We start from the raw sequence: 23,759 nt of genomic DNA on the forward strand, positions 1-23,759 counted from the left end.
GCTGCGCAACCTGGTCCGGGACATGCTCGCCGAGAGGTTCAGCCCCGAACAGATCAGCCGCCGCCTGCGCCGCGACCACCCCGACCGGCCGGAGCCGCACGTGAGTACCGAGACGATCTACCAGGCCCTCTACGTCCAGGGCCGCCGCGAACTCGCCACCGCGCTGCGCTCCGGCCGCACCGCCCGCAAACCCCGCCGTACCGACGGACAACGCCGCCCGCGGTTCACCGCCCCGATGGTCATGATCAGCGACCGGCCCGCCGAGGTCGAGGACCGCGCCGTCCCCGGCCACTGGGAAGGCGACCTGATCATCGGCGGCGGCCGCACCTCCGCGATCGGCACCCTGGTCGAACGCGCCACCCGCTACCTGCTGCTCGTGCACCTGCCCGCACGCCACGACGCCGAGACCGTCCGCGACGGCCTGGTCTCGACCATGACCACCCTGCCCGCACACCTGCGCCGCTCGCTGACCTGGGACCAGGGCTCCGAGATGGGCCGCCACCACGAGTTCACCCTGGCCACCGACATGCCCGTCTACTTCTGCGACCCGCACAGCCCCTGGCAACGCGGCAGCAACGAGAACACCAACGGCCTACTCCGCCAGTACTTCCCCAAAGGCAGCGACCTGTCCGTCCACACACCCGAACACCTCGCCGCCGTCGCCGCCCAACTCAACCGCCGCCCACGCAAAACACTCGACTGGGACACCCCAGCCGAGCGCCTCACTAAACTCCTCACCGACAGCAGTTGACCACCGTGATGCGACGACCGCTGGAATCCACCACATGGGGCCCTTACGGGCACCCCAGGCAGGCCAAAGCCGGGCAGGCCCGGCGGGGAAAAGCGTCCCGCCAGGCCTACCGGCTTCGACCAGCCTAAAGCACCCGAACCCATGTCAAATCGGGCCTCGGTGGGGCGGTTCCGGGGCGGTTGTGGTGCGGCGGGGTTTGGTGGTCTTGGTGGTCTTGGTGGAGTGGGCTCGGTGGTCTTCGTGCTGGGTGGTCTTCGTGCTGGGTGGTCTTCGTGCTTGGGGCAGGGTGGGTGGCTCACTCGACTGGGCGAACTGTGCAACCTAGGACAACCCCAATCGCATTTCTCACGTTAGCCGGATAAAACGGCCGGCCCGGCGGCGACCACGGCAGGGCAGGTGAGGTTCGGAGGGCGGGTGGTGAGTCTGCGATGTGGGTCATGGGCAGGTCGGAGGTGTGGGTCAGGGATCGGTCGGAGGGCTGGGTCAGGGGTGGGTCGTCGGTGCTTCGCGGGTGGGTGCGGTTCGGTGGCGCGGGTGGGTGAGTGCGGTCGGGGCGTTGGTGGGCGCTGTGGGGTCGTGTGCGAGCGGTGGCGGTCGGGATGGGTCGGATGGGGTCAGGTGGTGGTCGGGTCAGCGGCCAGGCTGGTGATCGGGCTGGCGGTCAGGGCGTTGGCTGGGTTGGTGGGGTAAGGGCGCCTTCGCTTAAAACAGGAGTGTCGAAGGAGGTTCGGATCTAGCATCCGGTTGGTGAACAAGCGTTCGAGCGTGGCGTTGGTGGCCGTTCTGCTGGCCGGGTGCGCTGCCGAGGCCGGCGTGCCGCAGGAGAAACCCCAGAGCGGGTTGCTGGGTGCGCTGGCGGGGGTGCGGGCCACTGCCGAGTCGTCCGTCCTGGTCGAGTACGGGGACGTGGCGGCGGTGCGGGCGTTGCTCGACAAGGACCCCCAGCGGTTTCGGGGGTTGCGGGGTTATGGGTACTCCGACCTGGCCGGGCACAGCCGGGTGCTGCCCGACCTGGTCGGGTTCGACCCGGGCAAGGCCAGCACGGCGTTGCGGGTGGGGCAGTCGCCGAAGTGGGCGGCTGTGCTGAGGATGGAGGTCGACGTGCCGGGGGTCGACGCCAAGCTCGCCGGGTTGGGTGGGCGGCGTGGTGGCTCGGGCATCTGGACGACCGGGGAGGACAACGAGATCGACCCGGACGGGCCGTTGGCGGAGGCCGGGATCGTGACCGGGTTCCAGCAGGTGCGGGTGGAGGCGGGATCGGTGGTGCACTCCCCTGCCGGTGAGTCGCTGAAGTGGGTCACCGAGCCGCCGGGGGATCAGTCGTTGGCCGACGACCCCATGATCGGTGAGTTGGCGCGCTGCCTCGGTGACGTCTCCGCCGCGTTGATCAGCAAGCCGAAGAGCGGGTTGCCGGTGGCGGCGGGGGTGCGCACGACGCCGGAGGGTGAGAGCACCGAGGTCGTGTGCGTGCCCGACGAGAATCCCAACGCGCTCAAGGACCTCGTGCGGACGAACCTCGAGACCGCGCCCTGGGCGGAGGTCCTGCCCGGCGCGACGGCCGAGCAGCCCGCCGACCAGACCGGTGTCGTGCGGGTGCTCGCGCCGACCGCGCCGGGCGCGCGGGTCGGTCGGGTGCTCGAGGCGACGCAGCGCGGCGAGTTGCCGACGTTGTTCGACTGAGCCGTTCAGTCGAACCGCTGGGCGACCTGCTCGCGACGGGCCGCGACGGACGATCCCGACTCACGCCGGGCCATGCGGCGCAGGACGACGGACGCGAGGGTCAAGCCCACCACGGCCCACGCGCCGAGGGCGATCACCGTCTCCGGTTGCCGCCACGAGCCGCCGATCTCGGCGACCGCTACCGCGTCCGGCAGCAGGGCGGACCGCAGGCCGAGCCCCAGCCAGTAGAGCGGGAACGCCTGGCCGACCCACTGGACCCACCCCGGCAGGGCGGTGATCGGGTAGAACACGCCCGACACCACCACCAAGGCCATGATCAGCAACGTGACGAAGCCGAGGCTCTGGGTGTTGCCGAACACCGCGCCCACGATCGCCCCGATCGGCAGGACGGCGAGCAGGCCGAGCACCAGCACCCACACCAAGGTGACCCAGGTCGACAGGCGACCCGGTCGCAGGCCGTCGAACAGCAGCATCGCGGGCACCAGGATGAGCACGAGCACGGCGACCGTCATCGCCGCCTTGCCCAGTACCTTGCCGATGACGTACGAGAGCACGCCGTTCGGCGTCGCCTTCGCCCGCAGCAACGTGCCGTCCTCGCGGTCCATGGTGAGGGTCATCGCCAGACCCATCAGGCCGGAGAAGACGGCGCTCATCGCGAGGATCCCCGGCACGGCCTGCGCGCCCAGCGGGAAGTCCACGCCGGGCACGGTGCCGTCGCCGAACGCGTACATCACCACCAGCGCGACCACGGGCAGCCACAGCCAGCCCATCAGCTCGCCCGCGTTGGCCATGGTGTGGCCGAACTCGATCCGACCGCGCCGCACCCCCGCGCGCACGGCCACCACCCGGGCGTTCACGCGGTCACCAGCTCGGACTCGCGCACCAGCGCCAGGTACACGTCCTCCAGGCTCGCGCGCCGCACTTCGAGGTCGTCCACCGCCTTGCCGTGCTCGGCGAACAGCTCGCGCACGTAACCGGTGGAGTCGGCCACGGACAGCACGTGCTCCTGACCGCCCAGCCGGTACCGCACCTCGGCCTCGCCGGCGATCCGGGCGGCCAGTTCCGCCGCCGTGCCGTCGGCGACCACCCGGCCCGCCACGAGGATCACGATGCGGTCGGCCAGCTTCTCCGCCTCGGCGAGGTCGTGGGTGGTGAGCAGGATCGTGGTGCCGGACAGGCCGCGCACCAGCTCGTGGAACCCGCGCCGGGCCTCGGGGTCGAAGCCGACCGTCGGCTCGTCGAGGAACAGCAGGTCGGGCTGTCCGACCAGGCCGACGGCGACGTCCAGCCGCCGCCGCTGCCCGCCGGACAGCGTGCCGATCCTCTTCTCGGCGTGGTCGGTCAGGCCGACCGACCCGATCAGCTCGTCGAGGTCGAACGCCCGCCCGCGGTACGGCTCGTAGCACAGGCTCAGGTAGGAGAGCAGCTCGCGCACCCGCCACCGGCCGTGGTCGCGCCACGACTGCAGGACCACGCCGAGCCGGGCGCGCCACGCCTCGTCGCCGTCGTCGGGGTCGACGCCGAGCACCCGGACCTCGCCGGCCGACCGCTTGCGGAAGCCCTCCAGGATCTCGATGGTGGTGGTCTTGCCCGCGCCGTTGGGGCCGAGCAGCGCCACCACCTCGCCGGGCCCGACGGTCAGGTCGACGCCCTTGAGCACGTCGGTGGGCCCGTACCGCATGCGCAGGCCGCGCGTCTGCACAACCGACGGTTCCCGCTGGTTGTCGTTGGTTTTCATGTCTTAAACCGTATCGTTGAAGTACCCTGTTGAGGCTTTCCTCGATTTGTGCGAGGAAGGCGTCGGTCAACCTTCAAATTCCCGTTGAACCCGAACGCGTGTGGGGTGCTTCCCGGTGGGTCTTCGCCCGGTGGATCTGGCCCGTGCCGCGGGCATCTCGGCCCAGCAGGTGCGCAACTACCTCGACGCCGGGGTGCTGCCCCCGGCCGAACGCTCACCGGCGGGGTACCGGGTGTTCGACGAGCGGCACCGGCAGGCGTTGACGACGTACCGGGCGCTGGGTCGCGGGTACGGGTGGGACGCCGCCAAGGCCATCATGCGCTCGGTCCACGACGGCGCGCCGGACCAGGCGTTGGTCCGGGTGGACGCGGAGCACGCGGCGGCGCACGGGCAGCGGCTGGCGTTGCGGGCGACGGCGGAGGCGTTGGAGGCGGTGGCCGGGCACCCGCCGGACACCGTGCCGCGGACCGGGTTGCGGGTGGGCGAGTTGGCCGCACGGCTCGGTGTGCGGCCGTCGGCGTTGCGGGTGTGGGAGGCGGCGGGTCTGCTGCTGCCGAAGCGCGACACCGACGGGCACCGGCGGTTCGGCCCGACGGACGTCCGCGACGCCCGCCTGGTGGCCACGCTGCGGCAGAGCCGCTACCCGCTGCCGACGATCAAGCCGATCATGGACGAGTTCCGCAGCTCGGGCGGCGCGGACGCGTTGCGCGCCGCGATCACCGCCCGGGAGGCCGAGATCGGCCGGCGGGCCCGGTCAATGCTCGAAGCCGCCGCCGCCCTGCACGGCTACCTGGCGGTGGTCAGCCCCGCCTCGTAGGCGAGGATCGCGGCCTGGACCCGGTTGGCCACTTCGAGGCGTTGCAGGATCGCGCTGACGTGCGCCTTCACCGTGCCCTCGGTGACGGTCAGGCGCCGGGCGATGTCCTGGTTGGACAAGCCCTCCCCCACCAGCGCCAACACCTCGCGCTCACGTCCGGTCAGGGCGCCGACCCGCTTGCGGGCCCGGTCGTAGCGGGTGAGGCGCCCGCCGCGCAGGTCGGCGACCACGCGGTGGGCGATCCTGGGTGAGAGGTAGGCCGCGCCCTCGGCCGCCGCGCGCACGCCGATCAGCAGTTCCCTCGGGTCGGCGGCCTTGAGCAGGAAGCCGTTGGCCCCTTCGCCCAACGCCCGCGCGACGTACTCGTCCTCGTCGAACGTCGTCAGCATGACCACCGCGACCTCCGGCATGGCCTGGCGCAGTTCCGCGGCGGCGGTCAAGCCGTCCAGGCGGGGCATCCGGATGTCCAGCAGGACGACGTCCGGCTGGTGCGCCCGCGCCAGCTCGACCGCCTCACGCCCGTCGGCGGCCTCGGCGACCACCTCGATGCCCGGGTCGGTGTCGAGGATCGCCCGCACGCCGGCGCGGACCATCGCCTCGTCGTCGGCGAGCAGCACGCGGATCACGCCCCACCCTCCCGCGGCAGTCGGGCGGTCACCGTGAACCAGCCGTCGGCCACACCCGACCGGAGCGTGCCACCGACCAACCGGACCCGCTCGGCCAGGCCGGCCAAGCCGCTGCCGTCGCCGTCGCCGTCGGGTGTCCGGTCGACCGGGTTGGCCACGGTGACCAGCACCTCGTCGGTCGTCGCCAGCTCCACGGTGACGGGTGCGCCGGGCGCGTGCCGCGCGGCGTTGGTCAGCGCCTCCTGCACCACCCGGTGCACGGCGCGGTCCAGCAGGGGCGGCAGCGGGGTGGTGTCGCCGGTCCGGGCCAGGACCACCGGCAGGCCGGCTTCGGCTGCCCGGTCCACCAGCGCCTCCACGGTCTCGTCCGGCGGCTCGAACGGGGTGGCGCCCTCCCGCAGCACGCCGACGGTGCGCCGCAGGCGGTCGGTGGCCGTCACCGCCGACTCGCGCAGACCGGCGGCGGCCCGGCGGGTGGGCTCGGTGTCGGCGGTCAGCTCCAACGCGCCGGCGCGCAGCGCGATCAACGTCAGCTCGTGGCCGAGCGAGTCGTGCATGTCGGCCGCGATCCGGGCCCGCTCGCGCAGCCGGGCGCGATCGGCGACGAGTTCCTGCGCCCGCTCCAGCTGCACGATCCGCTCCCGTCCCACCTCGATCAGCTCGGCCTGCTGCCGCCGGAACCGGCCCGCGAGCCACGGCAGCACCACGAACAGGCCCAGGCTCGCCAACGCGCCGACACCTTCCCAGACCCGCACCACCGCGATCACCAGCCCGACCGCCGCCACCGCGCCGACGACCAGCCCGCCCCGGCGCACCGGCCGGTGCCGGCCGTGCAGGTAGACCAGCACGGCCAGCACCGGGTAGAGCAACTGCCGCCACACCGGCAGCGCGTCCGTGGCCAGCCCGTTGACCAGCCCCGCGACCGCGAGCACCGCGAGGACCACGCCGTTCAGCATGATGCGGACCTTACCGAGCGTCATCCGGTGTGGACCGTCGCACGCAGGCGGAGCAGCCGGGCCGTGGCCACGGCCAAGCCGGCCAGCGCCGCGACGACCACCGTGATCGTCAACGGCAGGGCGAAGTAGGTCAGCTGCGCCCACGTGACCGTGCGCCCGTTGACCAGGATCGAGATGAGGTCCGGGTAGGCCGCCGACAACGCGCCCGGCACGAGCAGCGGCACGAACCGCAACGCCACCCGCCACGCCGGCGCGCCCGCCCGACGTCGTGCCCACCGGGCCGACCGCCGCACACCGAGCACCCCGAGACCGATGGCGGCCAACGCGATCAGGCCCAGCACCAGCTCGAACGTCTGCCGACCGCCGTCGGCGGGCGCCGGATCACGGCCCTGGCTCAACGCGATCAGGCCGTTCAGGATGTCGTAGGTCGGGTCGTGCAGCGACGCGCTGTTGACCAGCACCGCGAACCCGTGCCCGGTGCTCGGGACGATCGCCTGCACGGCCGAGTAGGTGAACAGGTTCCCGGGGTGCACGAGCTGCTCCACGCCGTCCGGCCCCCGGTCGGGGATCCAGCCCATCGCGTACTCGTCCACAGTGGACGAGGTGTGCATCGCGCGCAGGCCCTCGGGTGACACGAGCTGCGCGCCGTTGCCGTTCTGGCTGATCAGCCACTTGCCCATGTCGGCCGCCGTCGTGACCACCCCGCCACCGCCGCTGTGGAAGCCGGGCAGCTCGGGCCTGCTCAGCCACGCGCCGAACACCGAGTTGTAGCCGTCCGCGGGTCGGATGTCGTCCCTCGACACGGTGCTGCGCGACATGCCGAGCGGCCCGAACACGTGCTGCTTCAGGTAGTCGTCGAAGGTCCGACCGCTCGCCACCTCCACTACCCGCGCGGCCAGGTCGTAGTTCACGTTGCAGTACTCGTAGTGCGTGCCGGGGTCGGCCGCCAACGACCCGTCCGACAACTTGGCCGTGTAGTCGGCCGGCGAGGTGGCGGTTTCCAGCGCGGTCACGTCGATCGTGGTGTCGGAGAAGCCGGAGGTCTGGTTCAGCAGGTGCCGGACGGTGATGTCGGCGAACCTCGGATCGGCCATCACGAAGCCGGGCAGCTGGTCGGCCACCGGCTCGTCCAGCGCTATCCGGCCGTCCTCCACCAGCGTCATCACCGCCATCGCCGTGAACGACTTGCTGACCGACGCGATCCGCATCGGCGTGTCCGCCGTGACCGGTGCCCCTTCGGAATCCTCGCCGTACCCGGCGGCGTGCACGACGCGGTCGCCCTGCGTCACCACCACCGACAGGCCGGGCAGACCGGTGTCGTGCATGACGTCGGCCAGGTAGTCGTCGATGGAACTCGGCGCGGCGTGGGCGGCGGGACTCAGGAACGCCACGGCCGCGACCACGATCAACAGTGCTTTCATGCCGACGAACGTAGGAATCGCCGCCCTGCCCGGACATCAGTCCACGGGCTCGGCCGACCCCTGACGAAAGTGATAGAACTCCGCGCCTGCGATCAAGTCCCTCCCACCGCTCGGGTGATCCTCGCGGAGGCTGCGAAGCACCCGTTCGCGGAACGCGTCACGGTCGCCCGGCGCCAGCGCGTCGTACAACCACCGGTTGCCGTGCGACATCAGCCACGACCAGTACGCCTCGGGCCCGTCAACCGGGAACGACACCTCGCTCACAGTCCGCCCAACGTGCCGCAGCCCCACCCGACCCGCACGCTCCTCCCACGTCACGGGTGCGTGCCGCGCCACCTCCCCGACTCGACGGGCGAACTCGTCCACGATCCGCCCGTACGCCGCCCACCACCCACCATCCGAGCTGGGCCCCGGCACGGAGAACGCGAACGCCCCACCGGGCTCGAGCACCCGCGCCACCTCCGCGAACACTGCATCGGCATCGAGGACGTGCACCAGAAAGCCGCTGAGCACCACGTCGAACGACGCGTCGGGCAACTCAAGGCGCCGCGCGTCGAGCACCCTCGCGTCCACCCCGGGCAACGCCTCCCGCAACCCATCCAACATCGCCGACGACACGTCCCCCGCCACCACCGAACAGCCGGCCGCCACGAGCGCCGCAGTCACCGCACCCCGCCCCGCACCGAGGTCCAACACCCGCGCACCGGGCTCCGGCGCGACCCACTCGACCAACCGCCGGCCAAACGTGGCGAAGAACGGCACCGCCCGGTCGTAATCGGCCGCCACCCGATCGAACAACTCCGCCCCGAGATCCGTCACAACCGCAGCCTAGGCCGCGTCGATCGGGGCCCGCCCGCCACAACCACGCCGGACAGGCCCCGATCCCGGAGTCTCAGCGCTTGAAGGTGAACGTGAAGTCGCCGGACAGCTTGCCACCCAACCGGACCGCCGACACGACCTTCCCCTCCACGACGAGCCTCTCGACCTCACCCCGCGCCAGCCCGAAACCATCAGCGATCAGGCGCACGGGCCGAACGGGAATCCGCGCCGCGAACCGGACCGACACGTCGACCACCTCGTGGTCCAGGTGATCCGATCCGGCGGTGTCGAGACGCCAGGCGTCGTCCCAGTCGAGGGCGACGCGATTGCGACGCTGCAAGACGGGGTCCTGCAGCAGGTCGGCGACCAACCCGAGGTCGTTGTCGTGCAACCGGTCCAACAACTCGGCCCGCACGGAACGCACGTTGACCCGATCCAGGACCGTGAGCTTCACGGTGTCCCCGCAGGCCGCGCAGAGCAGGAGGAGCCAGGCGTCGAGGACCTTGTGGTTGGCGTTGACGCGGAACTTGCCACTCGCCCGGAAGCGATCGGACGCGCACACGTGGCAACGGCGTCGAACGAGCGGCAGGCGGGTGGGCACGACCATCCAGTTTTTGAGCACAGGAAATACACCGGTTCTGTGAGAAGTCCGCAGCAGAAGGAGCGCGGGCGCACCAGGCGCGACGCGCGACAGATCAGCTCTTGGGAGGTCTCACAGAATCTGCAACGGCTTGCCCTTGACTAGACGACGTGACTCGCCAGCACGCTAACGGCGCACCACACCTTCACTCCACCGGTTTTCCGAGGACGGCTCGAGTCGCACCGCACGCAGCCGGCGAGGAAGCGGCTTGCCCAACCCTCACCACAACGGACCCGCGGCAACCGCGCCCAGGCCCGATCCGACATGGGTTCGGGCCCGTAAGGGGTCCATGTCACATCGGGCCGGCTTCAACCGCCGACCCCGTCACCCGTGATCGACCGGCAACTCCGCAACCCCCCAAGACGTGTCCGGCACCGCAGCCACGTCCACAACCAGCTCACCACCGCGCGCGACGAACTCCTCCGACAACCACGACCTGCCGTGCGCGCGCCCGTCCACCGTCACCCCACCCACATACACATTCGACGGGGACGCCTCAGGCGCGCTGATGGTGATCGTCGGCCCACCGCTCCGACGGATCTTCGCCTTCACGAACATCGGACTGGACAGCAACAGCTCCGCCCGACTCGGCGTCTGCGGGTACACGCCGAGCGCCGCGAACACGTACCACGCCGACATGGTGCCGAGGTCGTCGTTGCCGGGCAGCCCGTTCGGTCCCGTCCGGTACACCAGGGACGCCATGGCGCGCACGGTCTCCTGCGTCTTCCACGGCTGCCCCAACGCGTTGTACAGCCACGGCGTGTGGATGCCGGGCTCGTTGGTCGGGTCGTACCGCAACCCGTCGCCACCGGTCGCCCACGAGCCGTCCGGCTTGTGGAAGAACGCGTCCAACCGCTGGGCGGCCCGCTGACGCCCGCCCATCGCCGCCGCGAGCCCGGACACGTCGTGCTGCACCATCCACGTGTAGGTCGAACTCGTGCCCTGGGCGAACCCGACGTCCGACGACGCGCTGAACGGCGACACCCACGTGCCGTCCGACCTCCGCGCCTGCTGGTAGCCGACGCCCTCACCCCCGGCCGAGGGGTTGAACGTGTTGCGCCACCAGCCCGCCCGCGGCAGCAACGCGTCCCGCACGTCGTCGCGCCCGAGCCGCCGCGCCCAGTCGGCCAACGCGAAGTCGGCCGTGGCGTCCTCCAACGTCTCCGCCGCGCCGCCCCAGCAGTGGCACGTGTCCTGCGGCGCGTAGCCCAGGCGCAGGTACTCGGCCAGGTTCGGCCGCTGCCCCTCGCACTGCCCGGGGCACCCCTTGTCGGACAGGCCGTCCGGGTGCGGCACGGTGGCCTGGCGCACCAGCGACTCGAACGCCGACGGCACGTCGAAGTCCCGCGCGCCCATCGCGTACATGCCCGCCAGCGCGGGCGCGGACGGGTCGCCGGTCATCACGTGCGTCGGCCCGTTGACGTGGACCCAGCGGTCCCACACGCCGCCGTTCTGGCGGGCCAGGTTGAGCAGCGACTGGGCGTAGTCGGAGGCGATCCGCGGTTCGAGCAGGGCCAGGAGCTGGGTGTGGGCGCGGTACTGGTCCCAGCCGGAGAAGTTGCCGTACTGGGCGCGCTGGCCGCGTTCCAGCCGGTGGACCTGCCGGTCGCTGCCGAGGTAGGTGCCGTCCACGTCGCTGGTCACGTTCGGTTGCAGGAACGCGTGGTAGAGGGCGGTGTAGAAGGTGGTGCGCTGCGCCGCGGTCCCACCGGAGACCTCGACCGCGCGCAGCTGCCGCGCCCACTCGCGGCGGGCGTCGGCCGCGACGTCGTCCACGCTGTCGTGCGGCCGGATCTCGCGGTCCAGGTTGCGCCGCGCGGCCTCCGCGCTGGTGTAGGAGATGCCGACCCGGACGCGCACGTCGTCGTCACGGGAGGTGTCGAAGGTGACGTAGCCACCCGACCCTCGACCCTGCCGCGCCGCGCCGGTCTCGTACCCCTCGCCGCCGCTCGCGGTGAGGCCGCCCGGCTGGTGCGCGCCGTCGACCCACGTGCCGGTGCCGGCGAACGCGCGGTCGAACGACGCGGTGAAGTACAGCCGGTAGTACGTCTTCTTGTTGTTCGCGCCGCCGTTGGCCCGACGGCCGCAGAACGCGCCGGTCAGCACCGACCCGGACACCGTGCGGGTGGCCGGGTCGATGGTGACCTCGGCGTCCTCGCTGCCGTTGAGCGAGTTCGACACCCGGAACAGCAGGGCGGCGGGCCGGTCGCGCGGGAAGGTGAAGTCGCCGACGCCCGCCCGCGTGGTCACGCTCAGGTCGGCCGCGGCGCCGGAGGCCAGCTCGACCGAGTAGCGGCCCGGCGTGGCCGACTCGTCGGCGTGGGAGAAGTCGGCGGCGTAGACCTCGTCGCGGACGTCGGCGGTCGGCGAGCCGGTGACCTCGCCGACGAACGGCATGATCGGCACGTCGCCCGCCGCGCCGGGGTGGCAGCCCGCGCCGTTGACGTGGGTGAGGCTGAACCCGCGCACCCTGGTGGCGTCGTAGGCGTACCCGTTGGCCGCGCCGGTGTTGGTCTGGTCGCCGCGGGTGCTGGTCGGGCTCCACGAGATCATCCCGAACGGCCGCACCGCGCCGGGGTAGGTGTTGCCGCCGCCCGCCGACCCGATCAGCGGGTCGACGTGCCCGACCGCGTCCTCGGCCGACGCGGTGGCCGGCACCGCCAACCCCGCCGCCAGCACCATCGCCAACCCGGCCGTGAGCACCCGCACCGCGTCCCCCCACTTTCGACTGCCCTCGGGTCTACCCAACGCGGCGGGCCGGCCGGAAGCCCCGACGCGGTTTCTGTCCGCTGTTGTCAGGGGACCGCTCACGGCCGTTCTCGGGCACGTCACCCGCCGTCCACCCTGGACCGTGCGGCTAGGGTTCGCCGCATGCCGGGTCAGGTCGAGACCGAACTCCTGACCGCCTTCGCGCGGTTCGCCGGACCGGTGCGCGGTGTCGGCGTGACGCTGATCAGCGTGTTCGGCGTGCTGTCCGTGCCCACCGACGTCCTGCCGCTCGGCCTGGGGCTGTTCGGCCTGGTGCTGATCGGCGCGGTGGCGGACTTCCGGTCGCCGCGGGTCGCCTTCGTGCTGTCGATCGTCCGGGTGGTGGCGCTGTGCGCGGCGCAGGAGCAGTTCGGCGCCACGGGCGCGTGGTCGCTCAACGTGCTCACCACCACCGCGATCACCTTGCAGTGGGAGTGGGGGCCGAAGGTCACCGTGCCGACCACGGCCGCGCTGCTCACCGTCTACCTGACCGCGGTGTGGGGTGACGGCGGGGTGGTGCTGCGGGTGGTGGTGGAGTGCGTGTTGGCGCGGTTGGCGTTGCTGCTGCTGCGCCGGTCGTCACGGCGGGTGGACGAGCTGCGGACGCGGCGCGCGGCGCTGGAGCGCCAGGAAGCGGTGGCGTTGGAGCGGCGCAGGCGTGAGCGCGAGTACCTGGCGCTGCTGCACGACACGGCGTCGGCGACGTTCCTGGTGGTGGCGGTGAACGGGCGGGAGGCCGACCCGGCGGAGGTCGCCGGGTACGCGCGCCGTGACCTGGACCTGCTGACCGGCACGTCGGGTGTGCCGCGGGACAGCTCGGTGGACGTCGGCTCGTCGTTGCGGGCGGTGGTGGAACGCAGCCCGCTGGAGGTCGACGCGCGGTGGGAGAGCGTGCTGGCGCCGGCTTCGGTGGCGTTGGCGCTGGTGCGGGCGGTGCGGGAGGCGTTGACGAACGTGGAGCGGCACGCGGGGACGGGTGCCGCCCGGCTGCGGGTGAGGGCGTCCGGTGGCGGGGTCGAGGTGGAGGTGACCGACGCGGGGCGCGGGTTCGACGTCGGCGCGGTCTCAAACCACAGGCGGGGTCTGCGCGGGTCGGTGGTCGAGCGGATGGCGGCCGTCGGCGGGCGGGCCGAGGTGACGTCCCGGCCCGGTCGGACGACGGTGCGGATGGAGTGGCCCGGTGGTTGATCAACGGGTCGGAGCGCGGTGGTGGGCGGACCCCTTGCTCTCCTGGAGCCGTGACGAGGGCGATCACGGCGACGACAGCCGTGAGGCCGAACGGCACGTGTTCGCCGGCGTGCGGCTGATCCTGCTCGGCGTCACCGCCGTGCTGCAGGTGAGCCTCGGCTTCGGCGCCCTGCTCACCTACCCCCACCACCCGGCCGCGCGGGTCACGTTCGCGGTGTTCGTCTCGGTGACGCTGCTGTGCGCGGTCTGGGTCGTGCGACGCCAACCACCGCCGCGGGCCGTGGTCGTGGGCGGCGTGGTGGCGGTGATGGCGGCGTCCGCGCTGGCCACCGCCGTGCTGCCGGCGTACGCGATCTTCGGGCCGGCGCACTGGTCGTGGGGCCAGGTCGGGTGGTCCCTGCTGCTGTTGCTGCTGGACCGCGTCCCCGCGCTGCTCGCCGCGCAGGCGGCGCACGTCGTGCTCGGCGTCGGGCAGTGGCTGCTGGCCGGCACGCCGGACCGGGCCGACATCGGCAACGCGGGCGTGGTCGTGCTCAGCGCGACCAGCCTCCAGCTCGGCGCCCTGGTGATGACCCGGTTCATGCTCCGCAACGCGTCCCAGGCCGTCGAGGTCGCCGCCGAACGGGAGCGCGCGGCGACCCGCGCCGCGTTGGCCGAGCAGTGGGAGCAGGACCTGCGCGCCGGGTTCGCCGGGCAGCTCGGCGCCACCCTGCCGCTGCTCGCGGACCTCGCCGACGGCGTGCTCGACCCGCGTGCCGACGAGACCCGGCGGCGGTGCGCGCTCGCGGCCACGCAGCTGCGGCGGTTGTTCGCCGAGAACGACGACGTGCCCGACCCGCTGGTGCACGAGGTCACGGCGTGCGTGCACGTCGCCGAACGGCGCGGGGTGGCGGTGTCGCTCGCGGTCAGCGGCGCGCCGGTGCCGGTGCCGACCGACGTGCGCCGGCAGCTGACCGGGCCGCTGGCGGAGGCGTTGTCGGCGGCGCGGGAGCGGGCCCGGGTGAGCCTGCTGCGCACCGGGGGCGAGGTGCGGGTGGCGGTGGTCTCCGACGCGGAGGTCGAGGTGGGAACCGCGACGGGTCCGGTCGAGGTCGAAAGCGGCACGTACGGTCGGCACACGCGGATGGAGGCCAGATGGCGGACGAACTGAGCGCGGTGGTGGTGGACGACCACCCGGCGGTCCGCGCGGGCGTCGCCTACTGGCTGTCCTCCGGCACGCCGCCGATCCGGGTCGTCGCGAGCGGCGAGGACGTGCGCTCGGCGTGGCTCGGCGAGGGCGCGGACGCCGACGTGGTGATCCTCGACCTGCACCTGGGCGGACCGACGCCGGTGCTCGGCGACCTGCGCCGGCTGGTCGAGGCGGGTCGGCGGGTCGTCGTCTACTCGATGCGCGCCGACGACGACATCGCGTTGCAGTGCCTGGAACTGGGGGCGTTGTGCTACCTGACGAAGGCTGAGGGCGCGGAGCACCTCGTGCAGGCGACCCGTGCGGCGGCGGAGGGCCGGTCGTACACGCCGCCGTCGCTGGCGGGCGCGTTGGCGGGCGACCGGTCCGACCACCGGCCCGCGTTGTCGGCGCGGGAGGTCGAGGTGCTGGTCGAGTGGTTCCAGTCGGAGTCCAAGGAGTTCGTGGCGCAGCGGCTCGGCATCTCGCTGAGCACGGTGAACTCGCACCTGGAGCGGATCCGGGTCAAGTACGCGCTGATCGGGCGGGAGGCGCCGACGAAGGCCGCGCTGGTGGCGCGGGCGATCCAGGACGGGCTGATCGGCGTGGACGACCTCTGATCCGAGCAACCGGGCCCGCCCACGAGCCGCTCTTGTCCGGTGAACACGCATTTCTGCGGCAAATGGGCCGACCGGGTTCTCCACCAACCCGGATGCGGGCACCCGGCGCACACCCGCATCGTTCGACGCGTCGACGTCCACGAACGCTTGTGAAAGCCCTCACCTGATCGCGGTATTACCCGTCACCCCCGTGCCGGTGAATGATCAAAACCCATGAGCAGCGCCACGACATCCGGCACCTGGCCGAGCATCAGCGTCACACCGCCCAATCTCTCCGGACTGGGCACCGACCACGTCACCTGGGGAATTCCCGCCGGTGGCGGTGGCAAGAGCGGTTATGTCTTCCGCGGCGGCACGGTGGACGTGGAACTCGACGGCGCCGAATTCACGCTCGGCACGTTCACCCACGAGAACTTCCCGATCCAGGCGATGCCGCAGTCGCAGTTCGACGTCGATCTCAGCGTGGCGGTGGTGTTCGACGACGGGACGAAGGCCGACTTCAGCTTCACCTTCCACCACAACGAGACCCCCAACGTCGGGCCCAACCCCGAGGACGAGGTCGACCTCCCCACGTTCGTCTCGCCGCAGACCGTGACGGTCGACGGCGACGAGTACGCCGTCGTCATCAGCGGTTTCAAGCAGAACGGGCAGGTCGTCCGCAAGTTCATCAGCGCCGAGAACGGCGCGAACAGCGCCGACGTGGTGGCCATCTTCGCCAAGGCGGGCAAGCCCGAGATCGCGATCACCCACGTCCAGCACAAAGGGCAGGTCAAAGGCAGCCAGGCCGACGAGTACGTCGAGATCGTCAACCGGGGCAGCGTGCCCGGCGACATCTCGAACTGGGTGCTCGGCGCGGACGACGCGGGCCAGGACTTCACCTTCCCGCCCGGCACGGTTCTCCAACCGGGCCAGCGCATCCGGATCTACACCAACCAGGTCCACTCGCAGTGGGGCGGTTTCTCCTACGGAAAGGGACGCCCGATCTGGAATGATCAGGGCGACACCGCAAAGCTGCGGGACACGAACGGCAACCTGATTTCGCAACTCGGGTACGGAAACGCCGCCGTGGCCACTCCGTGACCACCGCGCCGGCCCACGTCGACGACCGCGCTCACGGCGACTGACCACGACGTCCGGCGGACAACAAGGGCTCCGGGTGGCATCGAGCGTCCTCGATGCCACCCGGAGCCCTGTCACCGAAGCACCCTCCTCCGGATCACAGTCGGTAGTCGCGCCGGCACGGTACGGTGGGCAGCACACCGCCTCCCTCACATCGTTGTGATCACCGGAGGTAGCAGTACATGAGATCCCTCATCCGCGTCGGCCACGCGCTGACGGCGGCCGCGATCGCCGCCGGGCTCGTCGTCACCGCGCCGGCCGGCGCGAGCACCGCCCCGCACTGGTCACCGCGCCTGGACAACCCGTACGTCGGCGCGCGCCCCTACGTCAACCCGGAGTGGTCCGCGCGCGCCGCCGCCGAACCGGGTGGCACGGCCGTCGCCGGCCAGCCGACCGGCGTGTGGCTCGACAGCATCGCGTCCGTGCACGGCGCCGACGGGACGATGGGCCTGCGCGCCCACCTGGACGAGGCCCTGCGGCAGAACGCGACCCTGGTGCAGCTCGTGCTGTGGAACCTGCCCGGGCGCGACTGCGGCCGGCTGGCCACCAACGGCGAGCTGGCGTGGGGCGAACTGCCGCGCTACAAGCAGGAGTTCGTCGACCCGATCGCCGCGATCCTGGCCGACCCGGCGTACGCGCGGCTGCGGGTCGTCACGGTCGTGGAGCCCAACTCGTTGCCGTACCTCGTCACGCACGTCCAGCCGCGCTCCGACGCCACCCTGGCCTGCGAGTACGTCAAGGCGGCCGGCTCGTACACCGAGGGCATCGGGTACGCGCTGGCGAAGCTCGGCGCGATCCGCAACGTCTACAGCTACCTCGACATCAGCCACCACGGCAACATCGGCTGGGACGACAACCGCAAACCGACGCTGGCGCTGCTGGTGAAGGCCGCGACCTCGGGCGGCAGCCGGCTCGGGAACGTGCACGGCTTCATCGCCAACACCGCCAACTACTCGGTGCTGCGCGAGGAGTTCATCGTCAAGACGGTGATCAACGGGCAGCACATCCAGCAGACCCGGTGGGTCGACTGGAACCCGTTCATCGACGAGCTGTCCTTCGTGGACTTCTTCCGGACCGAGGCGGTCGCGGCGGGCTTCACCGCGCAGGTCGGCGTGCTGCTCGACACCTCGCGCAACGGCTGGGGCGGCCCGAACCGGCCGACCAAGCCGGGGTACGAGACGAACGTGGACGTCTACGTCGAGACCAGCCGGATCGACCGCAGGGCGCGGATCTGGAACTGGTGCAACCAGGTCGGCACGGGCCTGGGCGAACGCCCGGTCGCCGCGCCCCGGCCGAACGTCGACGCGTACGTGTGGATGAAACCGCCGGGCGAGTCGGACGGCGGGAGCATCCACTTCCCGAACAGCGAGGAGCTCTTCAACCGGGAGTGCGACCCCTACTACGACGGTCGCCCGAACGCCAGCCCGGACCCGACCGGGGCGTGGCCGGACGCGCCGCCGGCCGGTCACTGGCACTCGGCGCAGTTCCGGGAACTGCTGCGCAACGCCCACCCGGCGCTCTGACCGGGTTCGGTGAAACTCGGTTTCTTGCGGATAATCCGGTGTTGTCCCGGTAGCTAGACTGGGGCCATGTCCGCCATGGCCCCAGCCCGCACCGAATCCGACCTGTCGTTCCTCCTGGACCACACCGGTCACGTGCTGCGCACCCGGATGGCGGCGGCGTTGGCCGAGATCGGCCTGACCGCCCGCATGCACTGCGTCCTCGTCCACGCCTTGCAGGAGGAGCGGACGCAGATCCAGCTGGCCGAGATCGGCGACATGGACAAGACCACGATGGTGGTCACGGTGGACGCGCTGGAGAAGGCCGGCCTCGCCGAGCGCCGGCCGTCCAGCACCGACCGGCGGGCCCGGATCGTCGCCGTCACCGAGAAGGGCGCCGAGCTGGCGAAGCAGAGCCAGGCGGTCGTCGACGGGGTGCACCGGGCCGCGTTGGAGTCGCTGCCCGGCAAAGATCGAGAAGCGCTCTTGCACGCACTGAACCTGCTGGTCAGCGGACATTTGTCCACCCCGATCCCGGCACCCCAGACGGCCCGCCGAGCCCGCGAGAGCACGCGGTAAGTCCGCGACAGATTGTCTGCAACAAAACTATCCGCTACGGTTCCTCCTGTCCCCACCGGAACAGGAGAGACCGATGTCGTCCTCGCTCGACACACCGCTCGACACACCGCTCGACGCACCCCGCGACACACCCACGGCGAACCGCTGGTCGGCGCTGGTCGTGCTGTCCGCCGCGATGCTGATGACCATCCTCGACGGCAGCATCGTCACCGTCGCCATGCCCGCCATCCAGCGCGACCTGGGCTTCTCCCCCGCCGGCCTGAGCTGGACGGTCAACGCCTACCTGATCGCGTTCGGCGGCCTGCTGCTGCTGGCCGGCCGGCTCGGCGACCTGATCGGGCGCAAGGCGATGTTCCTGGCCGGCAACGCGGTCTTCACCGCCGCGTCGCTGCTGGCGGGCGTGGCCGGCACGCCGGAGCTGCTGATCGCGGCCCGGTTCCTGCAAGGCGCGGGCAGCGCGATGGCGTCGGCGGTGGTGCTCGGCATCCTGGTCACGCTGTTCACCGACCCGGCTGAGCGCGCCAAGGCGATCGGTGTCTTCAGCTTCACCGGCGCCGCGGGCGCGTCCATCGGGCAGGTGCTCGGCGGCGTGCTGACCGACGCGCTGAGCTGGCACTGGATCTTCTTCATCAACCTGCCGATCGGCGTGGCCACCGTGCTGCTGGCGATCCGCGTGCTGCCGACCGACCGGGGCGCGGGCCTGTCCGCCGGCGCCGACGTGCTCGGCGCGGCGCTGGTCACGAGCGGCCTGATGCTCGGCATCTACACCGTGGTCGAGGTCGAGCAGCACGGCTGGACGGCCGCGCACACGCTCGGTCTCGGCGCGCTGTCGGCCGCGTTGCTGGCGGCGTTCGCGTTTCGGCAGGCCCGTGCGCGGACGCCGTTGATGCCGCTGCGGATCCTGCGTTCGCGCAACGTGGCCGGTGCGAACCTGGTGCAGGTGCTCACGCTGTCGGCGATGTTCGCGTTCCAGATCATCGTCGCGCTCTTCATGCAGGAGGTGCTGGCCTACAGCGCGCTCGCCACCGGGTTGGCGATGCTGCCGGCGGCGGTCGCGATCGGCGGTGTGTCGCTGTTCGCCTCGGCCCGGTTGAACACCCGCTTCGGTGAACGCGCGGTGCTGCTGGTCGGGCTGGCGCTGCTGGCGGGCGCGATGGTCAAGCTGGCCACGGTCCCGGTGGACGCCGACTACGTCACCGACCTGCTGCCCGTCATGCTGCTGATCGCCGGCGGCGGGCTGGTGCTGCCCGCGTTGGCGTCGCTGGGCATGTCCGACGCGACGCCCGACGACGCGGGCCTGGTGTCCGGCCTGTTCAACACGACGCAGCAGGTCGGCATGGCGTTGGGGGTGGCCGTGCTGTCCACGCTGGCCGCCGCGCGGACCGAGCAGGAGCGGGCGTCGGGCGCCGCCGAGCCGGTCGCGCTGACCGCCGGGTACCACGTGGCGTTCACCGTCGCCGCCTCGCTGCTGGCCGCCGCGTTCGCGGTCACGCTCCTCGTCCTGCGCAAGCGTTCCCGCTGACTTCTCCGGAGGAGATCGACATGACCGTCAACGCCGGCCCCGCGCCCCGCACCCTGACCGACGACGAACTCGTGGACCTGCTCGACGCGCAGCGGTTCGGCGTGCTCGCCACCGTGAAGCGCAGCGGCCACCCCCACCTGTCCACCGTGCTCTACCAGTGGGACGCGAAGGAGAGGGTCATCCGCGTGTCGACCACCGCCGATCGCCTGAAGGCCTGCCAGATCCGGGCCGACCCGAGGGTCTCGCTGCACGTGAGCGGACCGGACGTGTGGTCGTTCGCGGTGGTGGAGGGCGACGCGGAACTGGTCGAGGCGACGGACGGCCCGGACCTCGAACCGGACCGCCGCCTGACCATCACGTTCCGCGCGACCCGCCTCTACGGCACGGCCCTGGACGTGGGGCCTCAGGCGGGCGGCTGATCGGGGCGGTGGTCGGTCGGGGCGGCGCTCGCACGTCGCCTCGACCGTCCCCGCTCGCGTCGGCGGTGACGTGTGAGCAGTGGCACGCGGTGCGCGTGCGGGCTGGTCGGACCGGAACGGCTAAAATCGTTTCGGTAGCTAACGAATCCACGTCGCGCGGTCACTGTCGACTCGGGACAGCTGACAGGAGCGACGCATGACGGCGACCGTCGAGTCCGCGGTGACTCGTCGTGGCAAGGGCGGCGGGGCGGCGATGTCCGCCCTCGCGCTGGGCGGGTTCGCGATCGGGACGACCGAGTTCGCCACCATGGGCCTGCTGCCGCAGATGGCCGCCACGTTCGACATCTCCATCCCCACGGCCGGGCACGCGATCAGCCTGTACGCGCTCGGCGTGGTGGTCGGCGCGCCGCTCATCGCCGGGCTGGCCGCGAAGCTGCCGCGCAAGGGGCTCCTGATCGGACTGACGCTGGCCCTGGCGCTGGGCAACGGCCTGTCCGCCCTCGCGCCGAACGCCGCCCTGCTGATGACCTCGCGGTTCGTGGCCGGGCTGCCGCACGGCGCGTACTTCGGCATCGCGGCCGTCGTCGCGACCACCCTCGTGCCACCGGAACGGCGTGGCACGGCGGTCGCCCGGATCATGGTCGGCCTGACCGTGGCGAACCTGGTCGGCGTGCCGGTCGCCACCGCCGCCGGTCAGCAGATCGGGTGGCGGGTCGCGTACCTCGCCGTGGCCGTGATCGCGGTCGCGACGGCGTTGGCGGTGGCCCGGTGGCTGCCGCGGGCACCGGCGCCGAGGGACGCGAGCGTGGCCGCCGAGCTGAGCGCGTTCCGCCGACCTCAGGTGTGGTTCGCGCTGCTCACCGGCATGATCGGGTTCGGCGGCATGTTCGCCGTCTACTCCTACATCTCGCCGATCACCACCGAGGTGACCGCGCTGTCCTCCTCCGCGGTGCCGTGGGTGCTCGCGGTGTTCGGGCTCGGCATGACGATCGGCGCCACGGTCGGCGGCCGGTTCGTCGACCGCTCGGTGATGGGCACGGTCTTCGGCGCGCTGATCGCGGTGACGGGCGTGCTCGTGGTGTTCGCGCTGACCGCGACCTCGCCGGTGATGGCGTTCGCGACCGTGTTCCTGATCGGGCTCGTGTCGCAGGTGCTGGCCTCGGCGTTGCAGGTGCGGCTGATGGACGCCTCGCCGGACGCGCCGTCGCTGGCGTCGTCGTCCAACCACTCGGCGTTGAACATCGCCAACGGCGCGGGGGCGTGGCTGGGCGGCCTGGCCATCGGCGCGGGCTGGGGCTACACCTCCACGGCGTGGGTCGGCGTGGCGTTGAGCCTGGCCGGGCTGGCGGTGGCCGCCCTGTCGGTCCTGGTCGGCCGCCCCCGCGTGCCCGCCTAGCCACCGGCACCGGCCGCCACTCGGTCGGTCACGGCCTGGGCGAAGTCCTTCGTCCGGAGCCACCCGCCGCCGGCAACGGCACTCGGCTCCGGACGCGGAACCGAGTGCCGACCCGCTCAGCCCTCCCCCAGCACCTCGCGCAGCCGGACCGCGAACCGGTCCGGGTCGTCGGCGAAGCCGATGTGACCGCCGGGGAACCTGGTCGGCTCGATGCCGAGAACGGCGGCCAGCGCCTCCGACGTGCGCTCGCACAGCTCGCCACCCGAGTCCTCGCCGATGCCGACCACGATCCGGCTCGGCACCGAGCGCAGCACCTCCGAATCGGGCACCCACTCGACGGTCGGCCGCAGCATGTGCTCGTACTGGAACCGCTCGTCGGCGACGTCCTGCGGGTCGCGCTCACCGCCGAACACGTGCTCGATCACCTCGTCGGGCATCTGGATGTTCGCGATGGCCATGAACTGCCGCCACGCGCCGAGCGCGTCGCCGGACAGGTAGGTGGCGACCATCTCGTCGGTCCGCCGGAGCAGGTCCTCCCGGTCCGGCACGAGCTGGTCGAGCGGCGGCTCGTGGGCGATCACGGTGTGCGCCAGCTCGGGGTTCGCCTGCGCGAGCGCCAGCACGCTGACCGCGCCGCCGCTGGAACCGAGCACGGTCGCCGGGCCCGCGTCCAGGTGCCGGACGAGCCTGGCCAGGTCGTCGGCGCGCAGCTCCGGCGTCGCGTCGCGGTCCGGGTCGTCGACCTTGCTGCGGTTGATGCCGCGCGGGTCCGTGGTGAGCACGGTGTGGTCGGCGGCGAGCAGGTCGGCCAGCGGCTCGAACGACCTGGCGTCCATCGGCGCGCCGACGAGCACGACCAGCGGTCCGCGGCCGCGTACCTCGTAGTGCAGCAGCGCGTCGGGCACCCGCAGGGTGTCGGTGGTGGCGGTCTTGGTCATCGCGGATCCTCCTGGAACTCCTCTGAAGTGCTCGTTCGCCGGTAGTGACCGTCCGGGTGGGGCAGAATCGTCGCTCGTGGACGAAGTTCTTCCGACGAGTTCCGCGACCGGTGTCGAGGAGCCCGACCTGGCGCGGGCGCGGGCGGGCGACGGTGAGGCGTTCACCCGCCTGGTCGAACCGCTGCGCCGCGAGCTGCACGCCCACTGCTACCGCATGCTCGGCTCCACCCACGACGCCGACGACGCCCTCCAGGACGCCCTGCTGCGGGCGTGGCGCGGGCTCGGCCGCTTCGAGGGGCGCAGCTCGCTGCGCTCGTGGCTGTACACAGTGGCCACCCGCACCTGCCTGGACACGGCGGAGAGCCGCGGCCGGCGGGCGCTGCCGGTGGACCTCGGGCCGGCCAGCGACCGCGCGGTGCTCGACAACCCGCCGGTGACCGACGTCGCCTGGCTCGGGCCGTACCCGGACGAGGGCCTGGGCGACAGCGGGCCGGCCGGGCGCTACGCGCAGCGCGAGGCCGTCGAACTGGCCTTCGTCGCGGCCCTGCAACACCTGCCGGGCAACCAGCGGGCGGCGTTGCTGCTGTTCGAGGTGCTCGGGTTCTCGGCCGCCGAGATCGCCGCCATGATGAACACCTCGACCACGTCGGTGAACTCCGCGCTGGCCCGTGCCCGCCGGGTGGTCGCGGAGAAGGTGCCCGCGCGCACGCAGCAGCAGGCGTTGCGGCTGATCGACGACGCACGCCTGCGGCAGGTCGTCGCCGACTACGCCGGCGCGCTCGAACGCGGCGACGCCGACACCATGGTCGCGCTGCTGACCGAGGACGTCACCTGGTCGATGCCGCCGTTCCCGCACTGGTACCACGGCATCGAGGCGGTCCGCGACTTCGTGGCGCGGGTGCCGATGGGCGACTGCCCGCCGTGGCGGCACCTGACGACCGGCGCCAACGGCCAGCCCGCCGTCGCCTGCTACCTGTGGGACGGCGGCGCGGGCGCGCACGCGGCGTGGGCGATCAACGTGCTGACCCTGCGCGGCGACCTGATCCGGGAGGTCACGTCGTTCGTCGGCGCGGAGCACTTCCCGGCGTTCGGCCTGCCCGCCTCACTGCCCTGAGCTC

Annotated in this window: 22 protein-coding genes; 13 read left to right on the forward strand and 9 right to left on the reverse strand. The window is 72.1% G+C overall.

The features are described 5' to 3' along the window. On the forward strand, window positions 1-751 hold a 751-nt coding region (locus LNK82_RS40865; RefSeq protein ID WP_230572241.1), incomplete at its 5' end, for an IS30 family transposase. A 747-nt stretch (window positions 752-1,498) separates the two neighbouring features. Beyond that, on the forward strand, window positions 1,499-2,431 hold the full coding sequence (locus tag LNK82_RS40870; RefSeq protein ID WP_230572242.1) for a hypothetical protein: 933 nt from the start codon (window positions 1,499-1,501) through the stop codon (window positions 2,429-2,431). A gap of 5 nt (window positions 2,432-2,436) precedes the next feature. Here the strand turns inward: LNK82_RS40870 and LNK82_RS40875 are convergent, their stop codons facing one another. Beyond that, on the reverse strand, window positions 2,437-3,288 hold the full coding sequence (locus LNK82_RS40875) for an ABC transporter permease (protein ID WP_230572243.1): 852 nt from the start codon (window positions 3,286-3,288) through the stop codon (window positions 2,437-2,439). Beyond that, on the reverse strand, window positions 3,285-4,169 hold the full coding sequence (locus LNK82_RS40880) for an ABC transporter ATP-binding protein (protein WP_230572244.1): 885 nt from the start codon (window positions 4,167-4,169) through the stop codon (window positions 3,285-3,287). Before LNK82_RS40880 ends, LNK82_RS40875 begins: the two co-directional genes overlap by 4 nt. A gap of 115 nt (window positions 4,170-4,284) precedes the next feature. Between LNK82_RS40880 and LNK82_RS40885 the strand changes: the two genes are divergently transcribed. Next, a complete protein-coding gene (locus LNK82_RS40885) occupies window positions 4,285-4,986 on the forward strand; it encodes a MerR family transcriptional regulator (protein WP_230572245.1) in 702 nt (233 codons plus the stop codon). On the opposite strand, the gene LNK82_RS40890 is transcribed toward LNK82_RS40885, so the two are convergent. The 6 genes from LNK82_RS40890 to LNK82_RS40915 all read right to left on the reverse strand — a co-directional run bounded on the left by LNK82_RS40890 (window position 4,956) and on the right by LNK82_RS40915 (window position 12,157). Beyond that, complete coding sequence (locus tag LNK82_RS40890) at window positions 4,956-5,612, reverse strand: response regulator (RefSeq protein WP_230572246.1); 657 nt, start codon at window positions 5,610-5,612, stop codon at window positions 4,956-4,958. The two genes, LNK82_RS40885 and LNK82_RS40890, sit on opposite strands and share 31 nt — an antisense overlap. Continuing rightward, window positions 5,609-6,592 carry a sensor histidine kinase gene (locus LNK82_RS40895; protein ID WP_230572247.1) on the reverse strand — a complete coding sequence of 328 codons (984 nt, stop codon included), beginning with the start codon at window positions 6,590-6,592 and terminating at the stop codon, window positions 5,609-5,611. Before LNK82_RS40895 ends, LNK82_RS40890 begins: the two co-directional genes overlap by 4 nt. Continuing rightward, entirely contained in the window at window positions 6,589-7,989 is a 1,401-nt protein-coding gene (locus LNK82_RS40900; protein ID WP_230572248.1) for a serine hydrolase domain-containing protein, read from the reverse strand. The genes LNK82_RS40895 and LNK82_RS40900 overlap by 4 nt, the downstream gene beginning before the upstream one ends. Before the next feature lie 36 nt (window positions 7,990-8,025). Continuing rightward, a complete protein-coding gene (locus LNK82_RS40905) occupies window positions 8,026-8,808 on the reverse strand; it encodes a class I SAM-dependent methyltransferase (RefSeq protein WP_230572249.1) in 783 nt (260 codons plus the stop codon). 73 nt (window positions 8,809-8,881) lie between these two features. Continuing rightward, the gene (locus LNK82_RS40910) at window positions 8,882-9,430 is read right to left on the reverse strand and encodes a DUF1062 domain-containing protein (protein ID WP_230572250.1); all 549 of its coding nucleotides are present in this window, start codon (window positions 9,428-9,430) and stop codon (window positions 8,882-8,884) included. A gap of 342 nt (window positions 9,431-9,772) precedes the next feature. Next, a complete protein-coding gene (locus LNK82_RS40915; protein WP_230572251.1) occupies window positions 9,773-12,157 on the reverse strand; it encodes a GH92 family glycosyl hydrolase in 2,385 nt (794 codons plus the stop codon). A gap of 162 nt (window positions 12,158-12,319) precedes the next feature. Here LNK82_RS40915 and LNK82_RS40920 point away from each other — a divergent pair, with 162 nt between their 5' ends. The 9 genes from LNK82_RS40920 to LNK82_RS40960 all read left to right on the forward strand — a co-directional run bounded on the left by LNK82_RS40920 (window position 12,320) and on the right by LNK82_RS40960 (window position 21,703). Beyond that, complete coding sequence (locus LNK82_RS40920; protein WP_230572252.1) at window positions 12,320-13,384, forward strand: sensor histidine kinase; 1,065 nt, start codon at window positions 12,320-12,322, stop codon at window positions 13,382-13,384. Continuing rightward, window positions 13,377-14,534 carry a hypothetical protein gene (locus LNK82_RS40925; RefSeq protein ID WP_230572253.1) on the forward strand — a complete coding sequence of 386 codons (1,158 nt, stop codon included), beginning with the start codon at window positions 13,377-13,379 and terminating at the stop codon, window positions 14,532-14,534. The genes LNK82_RS40920 and LNK82_RS40925 overlap by 8 nt, the downstream gene beginning before the upstream one ends. Beyond that, window positions 14,519-15,169, forward strand: coding sequence for a response regulator transcription factor (locus LNK82_RS40930; RefSeq protein WP_230572254.1), 651 nt, complete (start codon window positions 14,519-14,521; stop codon window positions 15,167-15,169). Before LNK82_RS40925 ends, LNK82_RS40930 begins: the two co-directional genes overlap by 16 nt. A gap of 213 nt (window positions 15,170-15,382) precedes the next feature. Then, window positions 15,383-16,249, forward strand: coding sequence for a lamin tail domain-containing protein (locus LNK82_RS40935; RefSeq protein WP_230572255.1), 867 nt, complete (start codon window positions 15,383-15,385; stop codon window positions 16,247-16,249). A 221-nt stretch (window positions 16,250-16,470) separates the two neighbouring features. Beyond that, a complete protein-coding gene (locus LNK82_RS40940) occupies window positions 16,471-17,811 on the forward strand; it encodes a glycoside hydrolase family 6 protein (protein WP_230572256.1) in 1,341 nt (446 codons plus the stop codon). A gap of 66 nt (window positions 17,812-17,877) precedes the next feature. Continuing rightward, window positions 17,878-18,366: a MarR family winged helix-turn-helix transcriptional regulator gene (locus tag LNK82_RS40945; protein ID WP_230572257.1), complete on the forward strand. Its 489-nt coding sequence runs from the start codon at window positions 17,878-17,880 to the stop codon at window positions 18,364-18,366. Between the two features lie 73 nt (window positions 18,367-18,439). After that, a complete protein-coding gene (locus LNK82_RS40950; protein ID WP_230572258.1) occupies window positions 18,440-19,888 on the forward strand; it encodes an MFS transporter in 1,449 nt (482 codons plus the stop codon). Window positions 19,889-19,908: 20 nt separating this feature from the next. After that, window positions 19,909-20,307 (forward strand): pyridoxamine 5'-phosphate oxidase family protein, encoded by a 399-nt coding sequence (locus tag LNK82_RS40955; RefSeq protein ID WP_230572259.1) that lies wholly within the window; start codon window positions 19,909-19,911, stop codon window positions 20,305-20,307. Between the two features lie 196 nt (window positions 20,308-20,503). Next, window positions 20,504-21,703: an MFS transporter gene (locus tag LNK82_RS40960; protein ID WP_230572260.1), complete on the forward strand. Its 1,200-nt coding sequence runs from the start codon at window positions 20,504-20,506 to the stop codon at window positions 21,701-21,703. 116 nt (window positions 21,704-21,819) lie between these two features. Here the strand turns inward: LNK82_RS40960 and LNK82_RS40965 are convergent, their stop codons facing one another. Beyond that, on the reverse strand, window positions 21,820-22,641 hold the full coding sequence (locus tag LNK82_RS40965) for an alpha/beta fold hydrolase (protein WP_230572261.1): 822 nt from the start codon (window positions 22,639-22,641) through the stop codon (window positions 21,820-21,822). 76 nt (window positions 22,642-22,717) lie between these two features. Here LNK82_RS40965 and LNK82_RS40970 point away from each other — a divergent pair, with 76 nt between their 5' ends. Further along, entirely contained in the window at window positions 22,718-23,755 is a 1,038-nt protein-coding gene (locus LNK82_RS40970; RefSeq protein ID WP_230572262.1) for a sigma-70 family RNA polymerase sigma factor, read from the forward strand. Window positions 23,756-23,759: the final 4 nt, after the last annotated feature.

It is taken from the genome of Saccharothrix luteola (assembly GCF_020859565.1).
GTDB lineage: Bacteria > Actinomycetota > Actinomycetes > Mycobacteriales > Pseudonocardiaceae > Actinosynnema > Actinosynnema luteola.

Bases quoted from the DNA above. Each gene is read 5' to 3' on its own strand.
- LNK82_RS40965 (WP_230572261.1), bottom strand. From the start codon at position 22,641: ATGACCAAGACCGCCACCACCGACACCCTGCGGGTGCCCGACGCGCTG.
- LNK82_RS40960 (WP_230572260.1), top strand. From the start codon at position 20,504: ATGACGGCGACCGTCGAGTCCGCGGTGACTCGTCGTGGCAAGGGCGGC.
- LNK82_RS40930 (WP_230572254.1), top strand. From the start codon at position 14,519: ATGGCGGACGAACTGAGCGCGGTGGTGGTGGACGACCACCCGGCGGTC.
- LNK82_RS40920 (WP_230572252.1), top strand. From the start codon at position 12,320: ATGCCGGGTCAGGTCGAGACCGAACTCCTGACCGCCTTCGCGCGGTTC.
- LNK82_RS40880 (WP_230572244.1), bottom strand. From the start codon at position 4,169: ATGAAAACCAACGACAACCAGCGGGAACCGTCGGTTGTGCAGACGCGC.
- LNK82_RS40900 (WP_230572248.1), bottom strand. From the start codon at position 7,989: ATGAAAGCACTGTTGATCGTGGTCGCGGCCGTGGCGTTCCTGAGTCCC.
- LNK82_RS40955 (WP_230572259.1), top strand. From the start codon at position 19,909: ATGACCGTCAACGCCGGCCCCGCGCCCCGCACCCTGACCGACGACGAA.
- LNK82_RS40950 (WP_230572258.1), top strand. From the start codon at position 18,440: ATGTCGTCCTCGCTCGACACACCGCTCGACACACCGCTCGACGCACCC.
- LNK82_RS40895 (WP_230572247.1), bottom strand. From the start codon at position 6,592: ATGACGCTCGGTAAGGTCCGCATCATGCTGAACGGCGTGGTCCTCGCG.
- LNK82_RS40935 (WP_230572255.1), top strand. From the start codon at position 15,383: ATGAGCAGCGCCACGACATCCGGCACCTGGCCGAGCATCAGCGTCACA.
- LNK82_RS40945 (WP_230572257.1), top strand. From the start codon at position 17,878: ATGTCCGCCATGGCCCCAGCCCGCACCGAATCCGACCTGTCGTTCCTC.
- LNK82_RS40940 (WP_230572256.1), top strand. From the start codon at position 16,471: ATGAGATCCCTCATCCGCGTCGGCCACGCGCTGACGGCGGCCGCGATC.